This window comes from Flavobacterium soyae, assembly GCF_045348165.1.
In the GTDB taxonomy this organism is placed as follows: Bacteria; Bacteroidota; Bacteroidia; order Flavobacteriales; family Flavobacteriaceae; genus Flavobacterium; species Flavobacterium soyae.
Window position 1 is genome coordinate 4802543 of record NZ_CP150845.1, and the last position, 17442, is coordinate 4819984.

Sequence of the window (17442 nt, forward strand, 5' to 3'; positions counted from 1 at the left end):
ATTACATTTAAAAATAGAATTATGATAACAATGAAAAATAAATCTGAAATAAAAACTGAAACTGAAATTCAATTTAATCCATTTTTACCTGAAATTGAAAGAGTAATTCATACCACAAATTCACAGCAGGAAATATGGTCAGATTGCATTTTTGGAGGCAGTGATGCTAATAAAGCATACAACCTGTCTGTTTCTATTAAATTTAAAGGCAACTTGATAATAGACACTTTTGAACAGGCAGTAAAGACCTTAGTACATCGTCATGAATGCTTGAGAGCTGCGTTTAGTCCGGACGGACGCTATATGTGTATTTACAGCGATGTTAATTTTGAAGTTTCGCATAATAACTTTTCTGGCCTAAAAACAGCTGAAAAAGAACTTGCTGTAAAAACATTAGTTAAAGAAGAAGTAAATGCTCTTTTTGACCTTGTTAACGGCCCATTATTCAAAGTTAATTTGATTAAAATTGATGAATTTGAATATTTAATGACCCTGACAATTCATCATATTGTGGGAGACGGACTTAGTATTGATGTTATATTAGAAGAACTTGGCATGCTTTATTCTGCCTTCGTTGAAAATAAAAAACCAACCCTTCCAGATCCGGAACGTTTTAGCGAATATGCCGAAAAAGTTAATTCGTTTATGGAAAGTAATGAATATAAACAGCTGGAAAATTTTTGGCTTAGTATTTATAAAGAATCATCTCCCACAATTGAATTACCTCTAGATCAGGTAAGGCCTTCTTTACGAACCTATAATAGTAATCGTCTGGATTTTCCATTGGATAATACCATCACAAACGCATTAAAAAATATAGGATTAAGTGCCGGCTGCAGCTTAGTTACCACTTTGCTCGCTGCATTTGAAGTCTTTTTATGCAAAATTACAGGTCAAAACGATTTAGTAGTAGGATTTCCTTCTTCGGGAAATACATTATATGATATGAGACAATTGGTTGGAGATTGTGCTAACCTGCTTCCTTTACGCAGTAAAATTAGTTCTGATATCACTTTTTTAGAATACCTGAAACAAAGAAATTCCCAGCTATTTGATGCATACGAATATCAGCAGGTAAGTTTTGGCCATCTTCTTAAAAGCTTGGCCATTACCAGGGATCCTTCCAGAATTCCTTTGGTGCCAGTTGTATTAACTGTTGATATGAATCGGGATATAGAAAGTGAGTTTTCATTTGCAGGCCTTTCTCATGAATTTAAAATTAACCCCAGAGAATACGCAACCTTTGAAATTCAGCTTCATATTTTTAGAACTAAAAATGGTCCCATATTTCAATGGTCTTATAATACTACCCTGTTCAAACAAGAGACCATAAACAAAATGATGCATACATTTGAAGATATTATGAATAAACTAATAAATGGTGCAGATAATCCGCTGTCAGACATAATCGGAAGTCATTATTTAGCTGATTATGATGCTCTAAATAATACTGAAATGCCCTATCCAGATGCGGCCTTAACAGAATTACTTAAAAAACAAGCAGAACTTACACCAAACAACATAGCCCTGGAATTTCATGAATCTAAAACTACTTATCTCGAGTTACACCAAAAAGTAAATCAATTAGCCCATTATTTAAAAGCGCAAGGCATTCAGTCCGGAGATTTTATTGCTGTTTCTGTTTCCCGCAGCCCAGAACTGCTTTATACTTTGTTAGCCATAATGCAGTGTGGTGCGGCTTACCTTCCGCTGGATCCTGAATATCCTAAAGGCCGTTTAGAATTTATGCTTACCGATTCCGGATCGAAAGTTTTATTGACCAGTAAAACATTATTTACCTCCTTACCATCATGGCCGCATATCCTTTTTATAGAAGATGCCATGGAATCATTAAACCAATATGATGCATCGCCTCTTCCTGTTACTGTGAAGCCGGATAATGCAGCGTATATACTCTATACATCTGGATCAACAGGTAATCCAAAAGGTGTTCCTATTACTCATAAAAATCTGGTTAACTTACTTTGCAGTATGACTTTAGAACCCGGTATTAACGAAAACGACAGATTGCTGTCGATCACTACTATTTCTTTTGACATTGCCGGTCTGGAGCTATATTTACCACTCATTAAAGGTGCTGCATTAATACTTGCTGATCATGAAACTGCCAGAGACGGACGACTCTTGCTTGAGCTGGTAAAAAAGGGAAACATCAGTTTTCTGCAAGCCACTCCCACAACCTGGTCAATGCTTCTGGATTCTGGCTGGGATGAACCATTACCGCTTAAGGCACTATGCGGCGGCGAGGCAATGCCTGCAGATCTTGCAAAAGCGCTTACTAGTAAATGTAATACGGTGTGGAATGTCTACGGACCAACGGAAACCACCATTTATTCATCTGTAAAACAGGTAAAAGCTGACGATACATTAATAACTATTGGTAAACCTATTGCAAATACACAACTTTATATCATTGATGAACAAGGACAGCTTATGGCACCAGGAAAAATAGGTGAAATTGCCATTGGCGGTGATGGTCTTGCAAAAGGGTATTGGAACAGACCTGAGCTTACATCTGAAAAATTTATTAAAAATAGTTTTTCTGCTCGTAAAGATGACATAATTTATCGTACCGGCGATTTAGGAAAATTACTTCCAAGCAATGAAATAGAATGTTTAGGACGTCTGGACCAACAGGTTAAAATTAGAGGACACCGTATTGAACCTGGCGAGGTAGAACAAGCGCTGCTGCAGCTTGACGGCATAAAATATGCTGTTGTATTAGCTAATGAAAACTTTCTTGTAGCCCATATTGTACCTGATTCCAGTATAGAAAGTGCCAAAAATCAAATCCCTTTATGGCGCGAAACTTTGGCTGCACGCTTACCGGTACAGTTAATCCCGCATGATTTTAATTTATTGGAGAAAATACCAACAACACTTAACGGCAAGATCGATCGTAAAGCACTATCACAATATAAAGCAAACAAAATACTTCAATACACTGCTCCCCGAACAGAAGAAGAAAATATTGTGGCCGCTATTTGGAAAGAAAGCCTGGATATAGAGAATATCGATATTTTTAGTGATTTCTTTGAAATGGGTGGACATTCGATAAAGGGAGTAAAGGTAATGGTTGAAATAGAGAAATACACTGGTAAACGAATTCCCCTATCAGCATTATTTAAATATTCAACTGTCGAGAAATTTGCAAAACTGTTAAATACAGGTACCGAAATTTATTCAGATTGTTTAGTTCCAATAAGCCCTAACGGAAACAAAGTACCGCTTTTTATCATTCACGGAGCAGGACTCAATGTTTTAAATTTTATTAATCTGAGTAAACACTTTGATGAAGATCAGCCTATTTATGCAATTCAGGGTATTAAACCTAAAGGTTTTGACAGATGGTATGAGTCAATTGAAGCTATGGCCGCTCATTATATAGATGCAATTATAAAAGTAAACCCAAAAGGGCCTTACGCTTTAGCAGGTTTTTCTTTCGGCGGTATTGTGGCCTTCGAAATGACCCGTCAATTAAAGGAACAAGGAAAAAAAGTAAGCTTAACAGCATTACTCGACTCTTATGTTGACTCTTCTTATTATTATGGAAATTACAGACGAAAACAACTCGTTAGATACTTTGATGTTACACATAGAAGACTAGATTTTTTAAAAGAAATGCTATTGAGCTGGAAGGCTTTTAAAATGCGTATTAATAGAAAAAAAGAATATATACTGAAAAGACATTTTGGTAAGAAAGACACAATGACTGAACAAGAAGCACTAGCACTCAAAGAATTTATAGAAGCTGATCGTATGGTAAAAAAAATTGTTGATCGTTATCACCTTAAACCGCAAAACTTTGAAGTAGATTTATTTCGATCAAAAGATGACATTAATTACAGACTTGACCCTACGCACCTTGGCTGGAAAAAGGCTGCGTTGGGAGGCGTAACAATTCATAATATCTCCGGTAATCACTTAGACATTGTAGCGCCGCCAAATGATATAGTTTTAGCGAGGCTACTTCAAGACATCTTAGATGAAAAAAATGAAAACATCTAGGCTCTTTATTTCTTTTTCGGACATAAAGGGCGTTACATTAGTTTCTGGTAAAGAATATTCTTTAGATACTGGCGATATAATCATTTACTCTATTTATCTGCCTAATTTCATTGACTTTAAAGCTAATTTATCACAGTTTCTAAATTCTCCTGAACTAAAAAAAGCAAAACGCTATTATAAGGAAATAGACCGAAACCGATTCATTATATACAGGTCGATTTTAAAACTTCTTTTAGGGGCTTACACTAAATCAGATATAAAAAATATTTATCTTGATTATGATTTTAATAAAAAACCATATTTGGCTTCACACCCGTGGCTCCATTTCAATATCTCACATTCTGAAGACTATGCAGCTATTGCGTTTTCACGTAAAAAGGTAGGACTGGATATTGAATATTTATCTAACGATTTTAAATTTACTGACCTTTTCCCGGATATCTTTGACGATCACGAGAGATTAGTAATTCAGAATGCTGATGATAAAAAAAACGCTTTTTATACTTTATGGACACGCAAAGAAGCCTTTGTAAAAGCATTAGGAAAAGGAATTGATGAAGATTTTAAATATATTCCTTGTGTAGAAGGACAGCATAATTTAGATTTTAAGCTGGTAAAAAACACTCAAAACTGGCAGGTATATAGTTTCGATTTTGCTGAACATTATTTGGCCGCAGTAGCTTTTGAAGGACTTCCATCAACTTCTGGCAATCAGGTATTGTATATTATTCCCGATAGTATGGAAATTTTACTGGAGATGACCCAAAGAAAAAATTATTAACCTGCTAAGAAAAGTTTTTTTCTTAACCCATTTAATATTCAGCTTTAGTAATCTCTGCAGATGTACAGGATTTAAAAAACTTATATGCCCTTTTCTCTGCATAGGAATACGTTGAATTACGCAGCGGAAAAGCACAGTGTCCTCCATACTTTGGGGTTTCCAGATATACATATTCACTCTCTTGGGCAATAGCTCTGGGATAACATCTTTCACCTAAAAAAGGGTCATCAAGAGAATTAATAATTAAAACCGGAGTGGTAATATTTTTAAGGGAAAATTCCGGAGAAACACGTTGATAATAATCATCTCTACTCGCAAAACCATGCAGCGGTGCTGTAAAATACTGATCGACTTCATCAAATGAAGAAATTTTATCAATCTGATCACGGTTTATAAAATCAGGAAACTGTGCCGCTTTGTATTTCAGCTTTTTCTTAATATCAATAGTAAAGTTCTTTAAATAGACTCTGTTAAACCCTTGTTTGAGTATAGCTGCACTTGTTGCAATATGCGTTGGCGCAGAGATAGAGACTCCCGCCTTTATGCGTTTATCAATTTTTGTCCAGCCAAAATAATTCAGGAGCTGAACACCTCCCATTGAATATCCAATCAAATAAACATCTTCGAATCCTTTTTGTAAAACAAACTGAACCACCTCATCCAGATCATCAACCGCTCCGTGATGATAAAGTCTCGGCAGTCGGTTCATTTCTCCACCACAGGTACGGTTATTCCATGCGAAAACTGAAAAACCTTTCTGCTGAAAATAAGCCGCACAGCTATTATTGTACGTTCTTCGGGAATCACCTTCTAAACCATGGCATAGAATTACTGCTTTTTTAGTATCGTTTATAATAAAATCAATATTGATAAAATCTCCGTCACTCAACTCAAGTTTTTCTCTTGTGTATCCCGGAACTTCAAACTTTTTAAACAAAGCAGCATAAATAGTAGATATATGCCTGTTGCGATGAATAATAGAAGGAAAATTATATTCTGATTGTTCAATTACCGGCATGATAAAAAAGTTTTTGGATCTGTTATACAAATCTAAGAAATCAATCAATATGTAATTTAAAACTGTGTTTTTTATTTTAATGTTCACAAATTATTCGTAAAAATGTACAAATCTCCATTGTAAAATTAAACAGTTCAAAATTTATCCTGAAGCAGTCTATATATTCTCTTCTTTTTTAGTCTTCCACCATTGTTTTAATTCAATAAGTTTTGGTTCTCCAATATTAATTAAACCCTTGCCAGAATCGAGCATAGATAATTGAGAATTTAATTTTACTTCGCTATTTACGCTACCAAGAAAAGGTATTATTCTTTTGGAAGATTTATCATTGACATTTGCACAAATTGGAAACTGTATTTGAGACATAAAATTAAAATCACTATATATAAAATCTTGAGTCTCTTGGGCAATTAAAATTATGATTATTCCCATAGATCTTAGTTCTCTTAGCATTGATTCAATTACAGGTCTTGCATTTTTATGTTGTAAAAAGTTTTGAGCCTCATCAATAACAATAATATGTTTCAACTCTTTAATATTATTAGTAACTATAGTGTCGCCGGATTTTTTAATACTATCATACATATATTTTAAAAGATTAAATGTTACAAATTGTTTAATTTCTTTTGTAACATCAGAAGGCATTGAAATGTATGTACTTTGATTAAAGATTGAATAAGCATCTGACTCATTGTATATTCCTGAATTTATCAATTGTTGTATTACACTTGTAGTTGTATCAAATTTTCCTTTATTTTTTTCTAGAATCGTTTCTAATAACTCATTTAATGTTGGAGCTTGATTATATTCAAAATAATAATCTTTAATTTCTCTGACTAAACTTGCAGATTGAACCTGTCCAATACTTTTAAAAAAGGTTCTCAAATCACTCGCAAATGATTCTATATAATTTTGGTTGTTTAAATCGTAATTTTTCAAAGGACTAAAAGGGAAACCATTTTGATGATTAACATCAATAAAGGTTGCTTTTGTTAAAGCTAAAAAAGAATCAAGTTTTTGTTTCGTATCAGTACCTTTAAAATCGAAAAAAGTATATTTTAATTCATAATCAGTTTGTTTAGAAATTTGATAAATTAAATCAAATACAAATTGTGTTTTTCCAGAGCCTGTTGTACCTGCTATCCCAAAATGTCTACTTGTATATTCTGTTTCGTCATTAATTTTTATTTTAATAATATTACCATCTAAGTCAGTTCCTAAACTAAGTTCAATTGGCTTACTAGAACTATTAATTTTGAAAACATTAATTTGAGATTCATTTTGGTTAGAAATATGAACATTTGAACTTCTCATTAATAAGCCTTTATTAATTGCTTTTAAAAGGATGTCTATGTGGTCCCCCTTTGAGATATTACCGCGGTCTATCTGATCATTCCAAATATTTAGACCGTGATTTAAATGAAGCTTAAACAACTTTGAAAATTCTTCTTCAAAAGTATTTTTATTATAATGCTGATCTAATATAGACTTAAAAATTATCGTATTGGCACTATCTCCAATAATAGTTCCAAACAAAGCTTTATCATCACGAAATTCTTTGCCATCTGAACTAGGTATCACCTCGTTTTCAATATCAAAAAATTTATCCGAGAGCAAACTGTATGAGAATGCAATTCGAGGAACAATACCTTCACTTTTAAAATTGTATAAAGTTCTTAACTTATATAGTAATTCATCATTTTCTTTGCTAATTTTAATTCTCATAACTATGGAAATATCCGTTTTTTAAATTTGTATTTGCTCCATCATTAACCAATAAGTATGATTTTGAAACATTATCTGAAATATCTTTAAATCTTTTTGGCGTAATCTCGCTATTTGTTGAAAATAAGACAACTTGTTCTGAAAGTGCAGGATAATATTTTTTAGTAATACTATCCCTATGTTCTTCATCGAGTCTTCCAAGTGGTGTATCAATAAATATGGGTAAGCTTTGAATTGATTCTTTTAGAATGGCTTTTATTAAACAAGAAATATAAATCTGTTTTTCACCTGATGATAAACTCTCTTTTCGGATTTCATTATCATCTTGATCTATAAGAGTTATTTTCATACCTTGACCAGATGCTAAAATTGTTACTTTTACATCTTCAATAAACTTACTATGATTTTCTTCACTATTTAGTTTATGCATTAAAGTTTTCAATTCGACCAGAATTGTTTTTTCTAAACTCTCTTTATGCTTGTTCTTTTGTTCGTCTAAAAACAAATTTAAAACTTCAACATATTCGTTACTTTTCTTAATTTTTAATTTGTTTTGTTCATTTATATCAACTTTCTTGACAAGTGTAACTAATTGTTGATTGAGTCTAACAATATCGTTTTTAAGTTTTGTGATTTGCTGAAGGTTTTCACCTATATTTCTGTTTTTTTCAGTTATGTTATAATCGGCAGTATCCTTTTTTGAAGAATAATCTAAAATTAATTCATCTTCTAAATCAGCATCTACTTTATTAAGAGTCTTATTTAAATCATAAAGTTTAATTTTTGTTTCATTGAATTCATCAATTGTAGTTGCAAATAAATCTTTTGATTGAGTATTAATAACATTGATTGCATCAACAATTAATTTTTTTTCCGAATTATTCAAGTCGTGATCAAATTCTAAGTCTACATAATCATCATTTTCTTTAAATAATTCTGAACCTAACGATTGAGCTTTTTGGTAATAAAATATTTTATCTTTTAAAGACATTGTTGAATTTTCTGGTTCGGGAGGCTTATTAAAAAGCAATTCAATAAAACCCTCTATTTTTTCTGAATTTTCTTTTATAAAGTTCTGGGAAACTTCATTTTTTTCTTGAATTTTAAGGTGCTCATTTACTTCTTCTAATTTTCCAGAGAGCATTGCAAGTGGGATAATTTCACTTAGTTCATTAAATCGTTCATTTAATTCATTCTCTTTAACTTTGAGTTTTTCAATTTCAATAACGACTGCTTCTCTGTCAAATATTGAATTTCCTTGCTTACTATGTTTAGATATTAAATTGTCGTATTCTCGGATGTTCTTTTTAAGCCCATCAATTTCTTTCAACTTTTCAGCATTTTCTTCTTCAAATTTTTCAATATCAATTTCTGAAATTTTAATTTCATTTTCTTTATTAGCAATTAATTCTTGTAAATTTTTTGTTGCACCTTCTTTTTTAAGGTTGTTGATGTAAAAGTCAATATCTTCTATAAGTGTTTCATAAGTGTCTAATCCTAATATTTTTCCTAATGCATCATTAATAAAACTCCCCTCATCTTTTATAGATAAATTTGCAATCTCACCAATCTTTTCGGCATCAAAAAACACGAATTTTGCTGCGTCAATTGGAATGATATAATCATTGATGAAATTAATTTTATCATTTTCTTCATTAAAGATTTCAATATTAGAAATAGAATCAACAATCGACAACGTTTCACTCATTGAAGCAACATCAAAAGTTCTTGTTATAATTATAGTTTCCGAATTTGAAGGCAATGTTCTTAGTTCAGGTAATTCAATTTCTGTGATAATAATATTTACAGAAAAAATAGTTTTGTTTTCTCTTTTTGCAGACCAGTTAAGAGATTGTTGCATAAAAGATGAATAATTTTTTTCTTTTTGTATTTCTTTTTTGAAATTCTCATCTATTTGGGAAATTTTATCACCATAAAGGCACCAAACAATAGCTAAAAGAAAATTTGTTTTACCATATCCATTTCTACCACCTAAAATAATAATATTCTTATCAGAACTCGTAGTTAGGTCAATATTAACCGGATTATAATATTGTCTAAAATTATTTATTTCTATATTTGAAAACTTCATTTTGTTGCTTTTTCGATTATATCATTAATTTTTGGTTGATGATAATTATTTCTTTTCAAAAGTTTTTTTGTTTTTACAGATTCAAGTAAAGTTTTTAGAGAATCATAATTTATATCTTTTGACAGACAAATTTCATTTAGCCGTGTTTCTTGCAATATTTTAGCTTCTTTGATTTTCATATTAAAAAATTTGTTTTTTTTTGCGATTTCTATAAAATTTAATTCTTCTTTTTCATTCAGTTCTTTAGCTTCAAATAAGTTTTTTTGTTTGTAAAAAAAACATAAAGTTTTTCTTCTCCTGACTTATTTGCTGAAGGCTAGCGTTTTTTATTAGAAATAAACTCCATCAGTTCTTTATATTTACCAAGATGTGCCTAATCTTCTTCTTTTCTTTGAAATATCAAATTGGTTTATAATTGAATTTATAAAATTTACTTTTATACTGTCAAGTTTACCTTTATCGATTTTGCTTCTCTGAACATTATACCATCTATATAATTGTATTTCTTCTTCTGGACATCCACATGAATATGGAAGACGATTCTCATTATCTATAAATTCTCTTAAAAGTATAAAGCTTTCCTCCCATGTTTTTAAAACAGATTTGTTTAATGAAGATAATGGAATAAATATATCTGTGTCATATTTTTTATAAGAAAGACCAACTGTTGAATCTTTGTAAAAAACAAATAGTCCAGATTCATCAGCTTTTAGATTATCTAAAATACTCCTTTCATATGTTCCAGATCTAAATTTTATAACATATTCTGCTATTTCTGAAATATGTTTGGGCTCATTAACGTTGTGCAAAAAATCTTCCGTAATTTGTCTTATTGTCCCACCTTTAAAATTCTCAAATTCTTCTTCCCATTTTTTTAATCCAAAAACACTTTTTCTTCCGATGGGTACAAAACCATTTATTCTTTTCAGAGTAGCTCTAACTTTAGCATCATCAGTTTCATAATAAGGGTATAATTCAATAATTTTTTGAGTAATTTCGTTTACTTTTGATGGTTTACCTAATTGTTGTAATGCTTCATACGAGTATTCAAAACCTGATTTTGAAGAATTCCTTTCAAAAATTAAATTATCCTCTAAATCAATATAGATTTCGAATTCTTGATTTACCATTTTTTCTGCAACTGCCATAATTGAGTTGAGAATTTCTAAATTGTCGTTTACTAAAAAATTGGATAAGTAACTTTTAAAACTAAAACTATAAGTTTCTTCAATACGATCACTTAATCTCCCATTAATATCATTTGCAAACAAAACAAAATCAAATTCTATTACAAGTTCTTTTTTAACTAAATAGAAATTATTCCAGTTATGTCTATTTCTGGCAATAAAAAATTTTGGCTGTATAACGTCTTCGCAATTTCCAACAAGTTCATATTCACAAGACCAATAAGAATATATTATATATGTTATAAATTCTTTAGTAAAGTTTGTTTTATTTTGAATGTTAATGGATTCAACTTGAGTATCGCTTATATCTATGTAATATTGAGTATTATCAATATTATATTTTTGAAGTAAATTATCATTAAAGTTTCGAATAAAAAGTAGTTTATTGAATAACTCTTCCAAAATAATTTTCCTAACTTGTCTAACTCTTTCTCGAGTCAAATTTACTTCTTGGGCAATATCATCAAGGGAAAGTTGTGGAGCGTTGTGATAAATTTTAAAAGCTTTTCTAAAGATTTTTGTTTGATTTATATCATATAAAGCGTTTTGATTTATTAGATAATTAATCAATTGAAAAATTGATTCTGATTCCAATATTTCATAAGATATAAAAGGTAAAGAAAATGTTTTCTGAATTAAAAATTTATTTTTTAGTGATATTATATATTTATCATTTTCATTTTTACTTACTTCAACAATAAAATCTTCAATAAGATTGATATATACTTCTAATTCAGAGACCGAACGAGCACCTACATTCCTTATTTTTTTAATATCAAAACCATCTGCAAATAATATTTTATCTGCAAAATTTTTAATCTTCAAATTATCCTCTAAAAATGCTTTGATTGCATTTTGGCTTCTAATTGAAAGGCTATTTGTATTTATTTGAATAAAGCTATTTATTACTTCTCTTTGATTTCTAGATAATTCAGAAATAATTGTTTTACATTTGTCTTCAATTTTGACCTGATAAATTTCGTCAAAACCAAAATCAGTATTTTTATATTTGTTATATAATTCTATTAACTCTTCATTTGATTTCTTACCACAATTTCTGAGTTTATCGAAAGAACTATTTTCTTGATAGAATTTAATTATATCCCCAAGCGTATCAAGCCCACTATATTTACAGGCGTGATAAGAACGAACACTTAAGTTTTCGTTTTTATAAATTTCATCAATTGTCATTAAATATTTTCAAAATTAGATTTAGTCTTTAAAATGAAAGTGAACCAGAAAATAAATCATTTCATCTCTGTTTTCAAGATTTATAACAAATGTTATTCTTTTTTTATAGATTCTTTTTACGGAAAACCATATTGTTCGTTCAAATATAAATATTAATAAAAATCAACAACCACGTATTTATACCTGTTTAATTATCAAACATTATTTAGCAATTCATCTAAAAGGTTACTGTTTTCGTAATTTATATGAGCAATTGAGATTCGTAGATATGCTCCCAGCTAAAAGAATATACAAGAAATCATTACATTTTTTTATGGAAAATGCTTATTTGTATGTCAAGGCAAGTACTGGCAAACAAATAAGAAAAAATTTTATTAGGTAAATAATTTCTTTCAACGGGCTATGAGATATTGGAAAAGAAGGTATTAAAACAAATGTAGAACAAATAAAACAGATACTTGATTTCCTGTATCTATTTACTAAAATTTATCTAATCGAGATCTTCAAATTATCTGAGTTAATCATATCCGTAAGAGGATATTGAACATCAAATCATTGTTTCTATTATCTATTTTTTATGTTTTTTTTTAAAACGTGAAAATTGAACCAGTAAACAAAATAGAAACGTCAATATAAACAACCACATGTCAACAAGTTGATCTAAACAAAAAAGAGGATAATCAAAACTGATCATCCTCTTAAGTGAACGCAGAAGGATTCGAACCTTCGACCGCCTGCTTAGAAGGCAGGTGCTCTATCCAGCTGAGCTATGCGTCCATTTATTTTAAAACTTTATCGCTTAAAGTTTTAGTCGGGGTGGCAGGATTCGAACCTGCGGCCTCCTGCTCCCAAAGCAGGCGCGATAACCGGGCTACGCTACACCCCGAGGCAAAAATTAAGCGGAGAGACAGGGACTCGAACCCTGGCGACGGTTACCCGTCGACAGATTAGCAATCTGCTCCATTACCGCTCTGGCACCTCTCCAAGCTCAAGGAAACGTGTCCTATTTTGCGGTTGCAAATGTAGAACAACATTCTATTTCTCACAACTATTTTTGCGCTTTTTTTTATCTTTTTTCAAACTTTTTTTAAAAACACTTCACAATCAAACAAATAGAATTAACAAAAATTTCATCTTAAATTTAAAATCCATTCGGATTGATACAAAATTTGAATTTATTCAAATAAACAGTAAATTTGCTTGATTAACTAATATTAAACAGAAAATGAACAAAAGAGTTGTTATCGTTTCTGCCGTTAGAACACCTATCGGAAGTTTCATGGGAGGGTTATCTACCGTACCCGCACCAAAATTAGGAGCTGCTGCCATAAAAGGAGCCCTTTCAAAAATTAACCTAGACCCAAAATTAGTTGATGAAGTTTTCATGGGGAATGTAATCCAGGCAGGCGTTGGACAAGCTCCGGCCCGTCAGGCTGCCCTTTTTGCCGGATTATCAAACGAAGTTGCTGCCACAACAGTAAACAAAGTTTGTGCCTCTGGAATGAAAGCTGTAATGTTTGGCGCACAGGCAATCGCTTGCGGCGATGCAGAAATTGTAGTTGCCGGCGGAATGGAAAGCATGAGCTTAATTCCACACTATGTGCAAATGCGTGCCGGAAACAAATTTGGTCCTGCAACAATGCTCGACGGAATGCAAAAAGATGGTTTGACAGATGCTTACGATAACAACGCAATGGGAGTTTGCGCTGATTTATGTGCAGCTGAATACAACATCAGCCGTGAAGAACAGGATAATTTTGCTATTCAGTCTTATGAAAGAAGCGCAAAAGCCTGGGATTCCGGAAAATTTGACAATGAAATCGTTCCTGTTGAAGTTCCGCAAAGACGCGGAGAACCAGTTATCGTTTCTAAAGACGAAGAATATACCAATGTAAAATTGGATAAAATCCCTTCATTAAGCGCTGTTTTCACAAAAGACGGAACAGTAACTGCTGCAAACGCTTCAACAATCAACGATGGTGCTGCAGCTTTAGTTTTAATGTCCGAAGAAAAAGCAAATGCTTTAGGTCTAAAACCTTTAGCCTACATAAAAGGTTATGCCGATGCTGCACAGGAACCAAAATGGTTTACTACAAGCCCGGCAAAAGCTTTACCAAAAGCTTTAAACAAAGCAGGAATTGCAATTGGCGATGTTGATTATTTCGAATTCAATGAAGCGTTCTCAGTTGTTGGCCTAGCCAATTCAAAAATCTTAAATCTTGATAACAATAAAATAAACGTAAATGGCGGTGCGGTTTCATTAGGACATCCTCTGGGTTGTTCAGGAGCTCGTATTATTGTAACTTTACTAAATGTTTTAGAACAAAACAACGCTAAAACCGGAGCTGCAGCAATTTGCAATGGCGGCGGCGGCGCATCAGCAATTGTTATCGAAAGAGCTTAAATAATATTTCATTAGGAGTTATTAGAAATTAATAACTCCTAATTTTTCAACTAATACATTATCTAAATGTTCGGAATCTGCAATCTTGCCATAGTACCCGTTCGATCTGAGCCTAGCGACAGAAGTGAAATCGTTACACAGCTTTTGTTTGGCGAACACATCAAAATTTTAGAACGCCAAAATCAATGGGCTCGAATAAAAATTCAGTTTGATGATTATGAAGGCTGGGTAGATTCGAAACAATATCAGGTAATTTCTGAGGAACAGTATAATCAGTTAAGCAAAGAAGCCATAATTCTAAATGCTGATTTAATTGATTATATCACTGCACCGGATAATTTATTATTGCCCATTCCGCTTGGAGCTTCCTTAACTTTTCTAAACAATAGCGAAATCAACACTTCAAATTTTGATTTTGAAGGAACAAAAACCAGCGGTGCAAAACCAAAAAGTGCACTTATAAGCACTGCTTTTATGTATTTGAACGCACCTTATTTATGGGGTGGAAAAACACCATTCGGAATCGATTGTTCTGGTTTTACACAAATGGTTTACAAACTAAACGGCTACAAAATTCATCGCGACGCATCGCAGCAGGCACTTGACGGAGAACCTTTAAGTTTTATTGAAGAAAGTGAAGCAGGAGATTTAGCCTTTTTTGACAACGAAGAAGGAAACATCATTCATGTCGGCATCATTATGGAAAACAATTACATCATTCACGCAAGTGGAAAAGTCCGCATTGACCGCTTAGATCATCTTGGAATTTACAATCCGGAATTAAACAAACACACACACAATTTGCGTGTGATAAAAAAGATTATTTAAAACACAAATTCCACGAATTATCACAAATTAAAAATCTTTTTAATCAAATATCCCGATAGCTATCGGGAATAGTAGAAAAACAAAATAAACCCGTTTAAATCCGTACCATCTGCGTTCCAATATCACGCATTAATACGAATCCTTTTTCTGAATTCAGAAGGGCTATTTCGCTCATATTTTTCATCAATTAAACAATTAAACAACAAAATTGTTGTATCTTTACAGCAAATAAGTTGTCTTATGAAAAGTATAAAACAAAAAACAGAACCTTTTGATACTAAAAGAAGTATTGAAAACGCATCAGGAAAAGTAATCTCAATTAAGAGATCTACGTTAAACTCCGGAGGTAAAGAATACAGCTGGAGCAATAAACTTGAGCGTGTTGAAGTCATAAGATCAGGTATTCCCTATGATTCAATTGAAGTCATCAGCAGAAGATTAAACAATCCTGTAAAATCAGTTTTAACAATTGTTGGAATTCCGCAGACAACTTATAACAAAAAGAAAAGTGAGCATCTTCTTTTAGACAGCAGAGACAGCGAATTGGTAATTTTAATTAATGAATTAATAGATTACGGTTTGGAGGTTTTCAACGATGAAGAGGAGAAATTTCAACGATGGCTAAAAAAACCAAATCTATCTATAGGAGGAAATACGCCAGAAAATATGCTGGATACAATTACAGGAATTAACGAAGTAAAATTCAGTTTAAATCGATTGGAGTTCGGAAACCTGGCATAATGATAGTATTTAGAATTGAAAGAGAAAAATACCTGGCAGCAACTTTAAAAGGAATTGGTGCATCAATGTCTGAAGGTTATAGGTGGAACAGCCTTAATACCCGCATGGTATATACAGCAGAAAGCAGAGCCCTGGCAACACTTGAAGTTTCAGTTCATTTAGATTTAAGTGAAGATTTACCTGTTGATCGTTTTTATGTAGAAATTGAAATCCCGGACGAAATCACCATTCAAGAAGTACATTTGGAAGATTTACCCGAAGGATGGGATTCTAAACCTCCTATTTTAATAACCCAGACAATTGGCGACGACTTTATAGATTACAACGAAGCCGCAGTTTTAAAAGTTCCAAGCAGTATTGTACCTCAGGAATTTAATTATTTAATAAACCCACAGCATAAAGACGCATCAAAAATTAAAGTCTTAAGCACAGCCAGAATGGCTTTTGATTCAAGATTTAAAACCAAATAACACAGATTAAAAATCATTTTAATCCTCTAAATCTGTGGCAAAAAAATTCGTGAAAATTCGTGTTTATGCACTAATCCGAATCGTTTTTCTAAATTCCGAAGGACTGTTTCCTCTTTGTTTTTTGAAGAATTTATTAAAATGGCTTTCATCCGTAAAACCAAATTCGTACGCAATTTCGTTAATACGCTTATCGCTGAATTGTAAACGATGCTCAATCAATTTCGTCTTATAATTGCTGATATATTGCTGCATCGTTTCACTGGCATGTTTCTTAAAATAACGTCCTAAGTACGTATTCGAAATCCCGAAATAATCACTTATAGATTCTGCTTTAATCTTCTCGGGATAATAAATGTTCGTCTGAATATATTGCAGAATATCCATCGCTCTGGCTTCAGAACCTACATTTACCTGCTCTGGTAAATATTTCGCAATATTTCTTGCCACAATAATAATCAGCGTATTTACCAATTGCTGAATCAATTCCTGATTGTATACATCCTTATCCTGATGTTCACGGCAAATAGCCTCAATCATCACTTTCACCAAACATTTATCGGCATCATTTTTCAAGATACAACCCGGCTGATGATTGGCATTTTGCAGAATATATTCTAAACGTTGAATATTTTCGTTTTGCAGACTGGAATTCTTCAAATAAATATCATTAAACCTCAAAAAGAAAAACTTCGTTTCGGTTTCAATTGTAAAATTATGACAATCTTCAGGCGTCAATAAAAACATATGTCCGGCATCATATTCAAAAATATTCTTGTTGATACACTGCCTTCCTGTTCCGCCTAAAATATAAACCAATTCAAAGAAATTATGACGATCTCCAACATCGGGATATTCATTCAATGTTTCAAAGGAAACCGTAAACGGCTCGTACAAATTTTCTTTTTTCATAATCTAAAGAATTAATTGAAGATGCAAATATACCTAAAAAAGACAAAATTATACAATTTAACACTTT

General features: G+C 32.0%; 12 protein-coding genes and 3 tRNA genes. 6 read left to right on the forward strand and 9 right to left on the reverse strand.

What is annotated here, in order from left to right; all coding sequences use genetic code 11:
* The first annotated feature begins 21 nt into the window (after positions 1–21).
* Together AABD74_RS19820 and AABD74_RS19825 are read left to right on the forward strand one after the other, a co-directional pair.
* Positions 22–4029 (forward strand): non-ribosomal peptide synthetase, encoded by a 4008-nt coding sequence (locus AABD74_RS19820; protein ID WP_406844042.1) that lies wholly within the window; start codon positions 22–24, stop codon positions 4027–4029.
* Positions 4016–4810: a 4'-phosphopantetheinyl transferase family protein gene (locus AABD74_RS19825; RefSeq protein WP_406844043.1), complete on the forward strand. Its 795-nt coding sequence runs from the start codon at positions 4016–4018 to the stop codon at positions 4808–4810. Before AABD74_RS19820 ends, AABD74_RS19825 begins: the two co-directional genes overlap by 14 nt.
* Before the next feature lie 31 nt (positions 4811–4841).
* Here the strand turns inward: AABD74_RS19825 and AABD74_RS19830 are convergent, their stop codons facing one another.
* From AABD74_RS19830 to AABD74_RS19865, 8 genes are all read right to left on the reverse strand, one after another.
* Positions 4842–5828 (reverse strand): YheT family hydrolase, encoded by a 987-nt coding sequence (locus AABD74_RS19830; RefSeq protein ID WP_406844044.1) that lies wholly within the window; start codon positions 5826–5828, stop codon positions 4842–4844.
* 156 nt (positions 5829–5984) lie between these two features.
* The gene (locus tag AABD74_RS19835) at positions 5985–7553 is read right to left on the reverse strand and encodes a DndE family protein (RefSeq protein WP_406844045.1); all 1569 of its coding nucleotides are present in this window, start codon (positions 7551–7553) and stop codon (positions 5985–5987) included.
* Positions 7543–9645 carry a DNA sulfur modification protein DndD gene (gene dndD / locus AABD74_RS19840; protein ID WP_406844046.1) on the reverse strand — a complete coding sequence of 701 codons (2103 nt, stop codon included), beginning with the start codon at positions 9643–9645 and terminating at the stop codon, positions 7543–7545. The genes AABD74_RS19835 and dndD overlap by 11 nt, the downstream gene beginning before the upstream one ends.
* On the reverse strand, positions 9642–9824 hold the full coding sequence (locus AABD74_RS19845; RefSeq protein WP_406844047.1) for a hypothetical protein: 183 nt from the start codon (positions 9822–9824) through the stop codon (positions 9642–9644). Before AABD74_RS19845 ends, dndD begins: the two co-directional genes overlap by 4 nt.
* Positions 9825–10004: 180 nt before the next feature.
* On the reverse strand, positions 10005–12023 hold the full coding sequence (locus AABD74_RS19850; RefSeq protein WP_406844048.1) for a DNA-directed RNA polymerase subunit alpha C-terminal domain-containing protein: 2019 nt from the start codon (positions 12021–12023) through the stop codon (positions 10005–10007).
* A 703-nt stretch (positions 12024–12726) separates the two neighbouring features.
* Positions 12727–12800, reverse strand: a tRNA-Arg gene (locus AABD74_RS19855).
* Positions 12801–12834: 34 nt separating this feature from the next.
* Positions 12835–12909: transfer RNA gene (locus AABD74_RS19860), tRNA-Pro, on the reverse strand.
* A gap of 14 nt (positions 12910–12923) precedes the next feature.
* Positions 12924–13007 (reverse strand) — tRNA-Ser (locus AABD74_RS19865).
* 241 nt (positions 13008–13248) lie between these two features.
* On the opposite strand from AABD74_RS19865, the gene AABD74_RS19870 reads away from it, so the two are divergent.
* From AABD74_RS19870 to AABD74_RS19885, 4 genes are all read left to right on the forward strand, one after another.
* Positions 13249–14427, forward strand: a complete 1179-nt coding sequence (locus tag AABD74_RS19870; RefSeq protein ID WP_232682217.1) for an acetyl-CoA C-acyltransferase — start codon at positions 13249–13251, stop codon at positions 14425–14427.
* A 66-nt stretch (positions 14428–14493) separates the two neighbouring features.
* Positions 14494–15255, forward strand: a complete 762-nt coding sequence (locus AABD74_RS19875) for a C40 family peptidase (RefSeq protein ID WP_232682216.1) — start codon at positions 14494–14496, stop codon at positions 15253–15255.
* A gap of 240 nt (positions 15256–15495) precedes the next feature.
* Complete coding sequence (locus AABD74_RS19880; RefSeq protein ID WP_232682215.1) at positions 15496–15996, forward strand: antitoxin Xre/MbcA/ParS toxin-binding domain-containing protein; 501 nt, start codon at positions 15496–15498, stop codon at positions 15994–15996.
* Positions 15996–16466, forward strand: coding sequence for an RES family NAD+ phosphorylase (locus AABD74_RS19885; RefSeq protein ID WP_406844049.1), 471 nt, complete (start codon positions 15996–15998; stop codon positions 16464–16466). The genes AABD74_RS19880 and AABD74_RS19885 overlap by 1 nt, the downstream gene beginning before the upstream one ends.
* Before the next feature lie 63 nt (positions 16467–16529).
* Here AABD74_RS19885 and AABD74_RS19890 read toward each other — a convergent pair whose 3' ends face one another.
* Positions 16530–17375: an AraC family transcriptional regulator gene (locus tag AABD74_RS19890; protein WP_232682213.1), complete on the reverse strand. Its 846-nt coding sequence runs from the start codon at positions 17373–17375 to the stop codon at positions 16530–16532.
* Positions 17376–17442 lie beyond the last annotated feature (67 nt).

Bases quoted from the DNA above. Each gene is read 5' to 3' on its own strand.
- AABD74_RS19820 (WP_406844042.1), top strand. From the start codon at position 22: ATGATAACAATGAAAAATAAATCTGAAATAAAAACTGAAACTGAAATT.
- AABD74_RS19825 (WP_406844043.1), top strand. From the start codon at position 4,016: ATGAAAACATCTAGGCTCTTTATTTCTTTTTCGGACATAAAGGGCGTT.
- AABD74_RS19830 (WP_406844044.1), bottom strand. From the start codon at position 5,828: ATGCCGGTAATTGAACAATCAGAATATAATTTTCCTTCTATTATTCAT.
- AABD74_RS19835 (WP_406844045.1), bottom strand. From the start codon at position 7,553: ATGAGAATTAAAATTAGCAAAGAAAATGATGAATTACTATATAAGTTA.
- dndD (WP_406844046.1), bottom strand. From the start codon at position 9,645: ATGAAGTTTTCAAATATAGAAATAAATAATTTTAGACAATATTATAAT.
- AABD74_RS19845 (WP_406844047.1), bottom strand. From the start codon at position 9,824: ATGAAAATCAAAGAAGCTAAAATATTGCAAGAAACACGGCTAAATGAA.
- AABD74_RS19850 (WP_406844048.1), bottom strand. From the start codon at position 12,023: ATGACAATTGATGAAATTTATAAAAACGAAAACTTAAGTGTTCGTTCT.
- AABD74_RS19870 (WP_232682217.1), top strand. From the start codon at position 13,249: ATGAACAAAAGAGTTGTTATCGTTTCTGCCGTTAGAACACCTATCGGA.
- AABD74_RS19875 (WP_232682216.1), top strand. From the start codon at position 14,494: ATGTTCGGAATCTGCAATCTTGCCATAGTACCCGTTCGATCTGAGCCT.
- AABD74_RS19880 (WP_232682215.1), top strand. From the start codon at position 15,496: ATGAAAAGTATAAAACAAAAAACAGAACCTTTTGATACTAAAAGAAGT.
- AABD74_RS19885 (WP_406844049.1), top strand. From the start codon at position 15,996: ATGATAGTATTTAGAATTGAAAGAGAAAAATACCTGGCAGCAACTTTA.
- AABD74_RS19890 (WP_232682213.1), bottom strand. From the start codon at position 17,375: ATGAAAAAAGAAAATTTGTACGAGCCGTTTACGGTTTCCTTTGAAACA.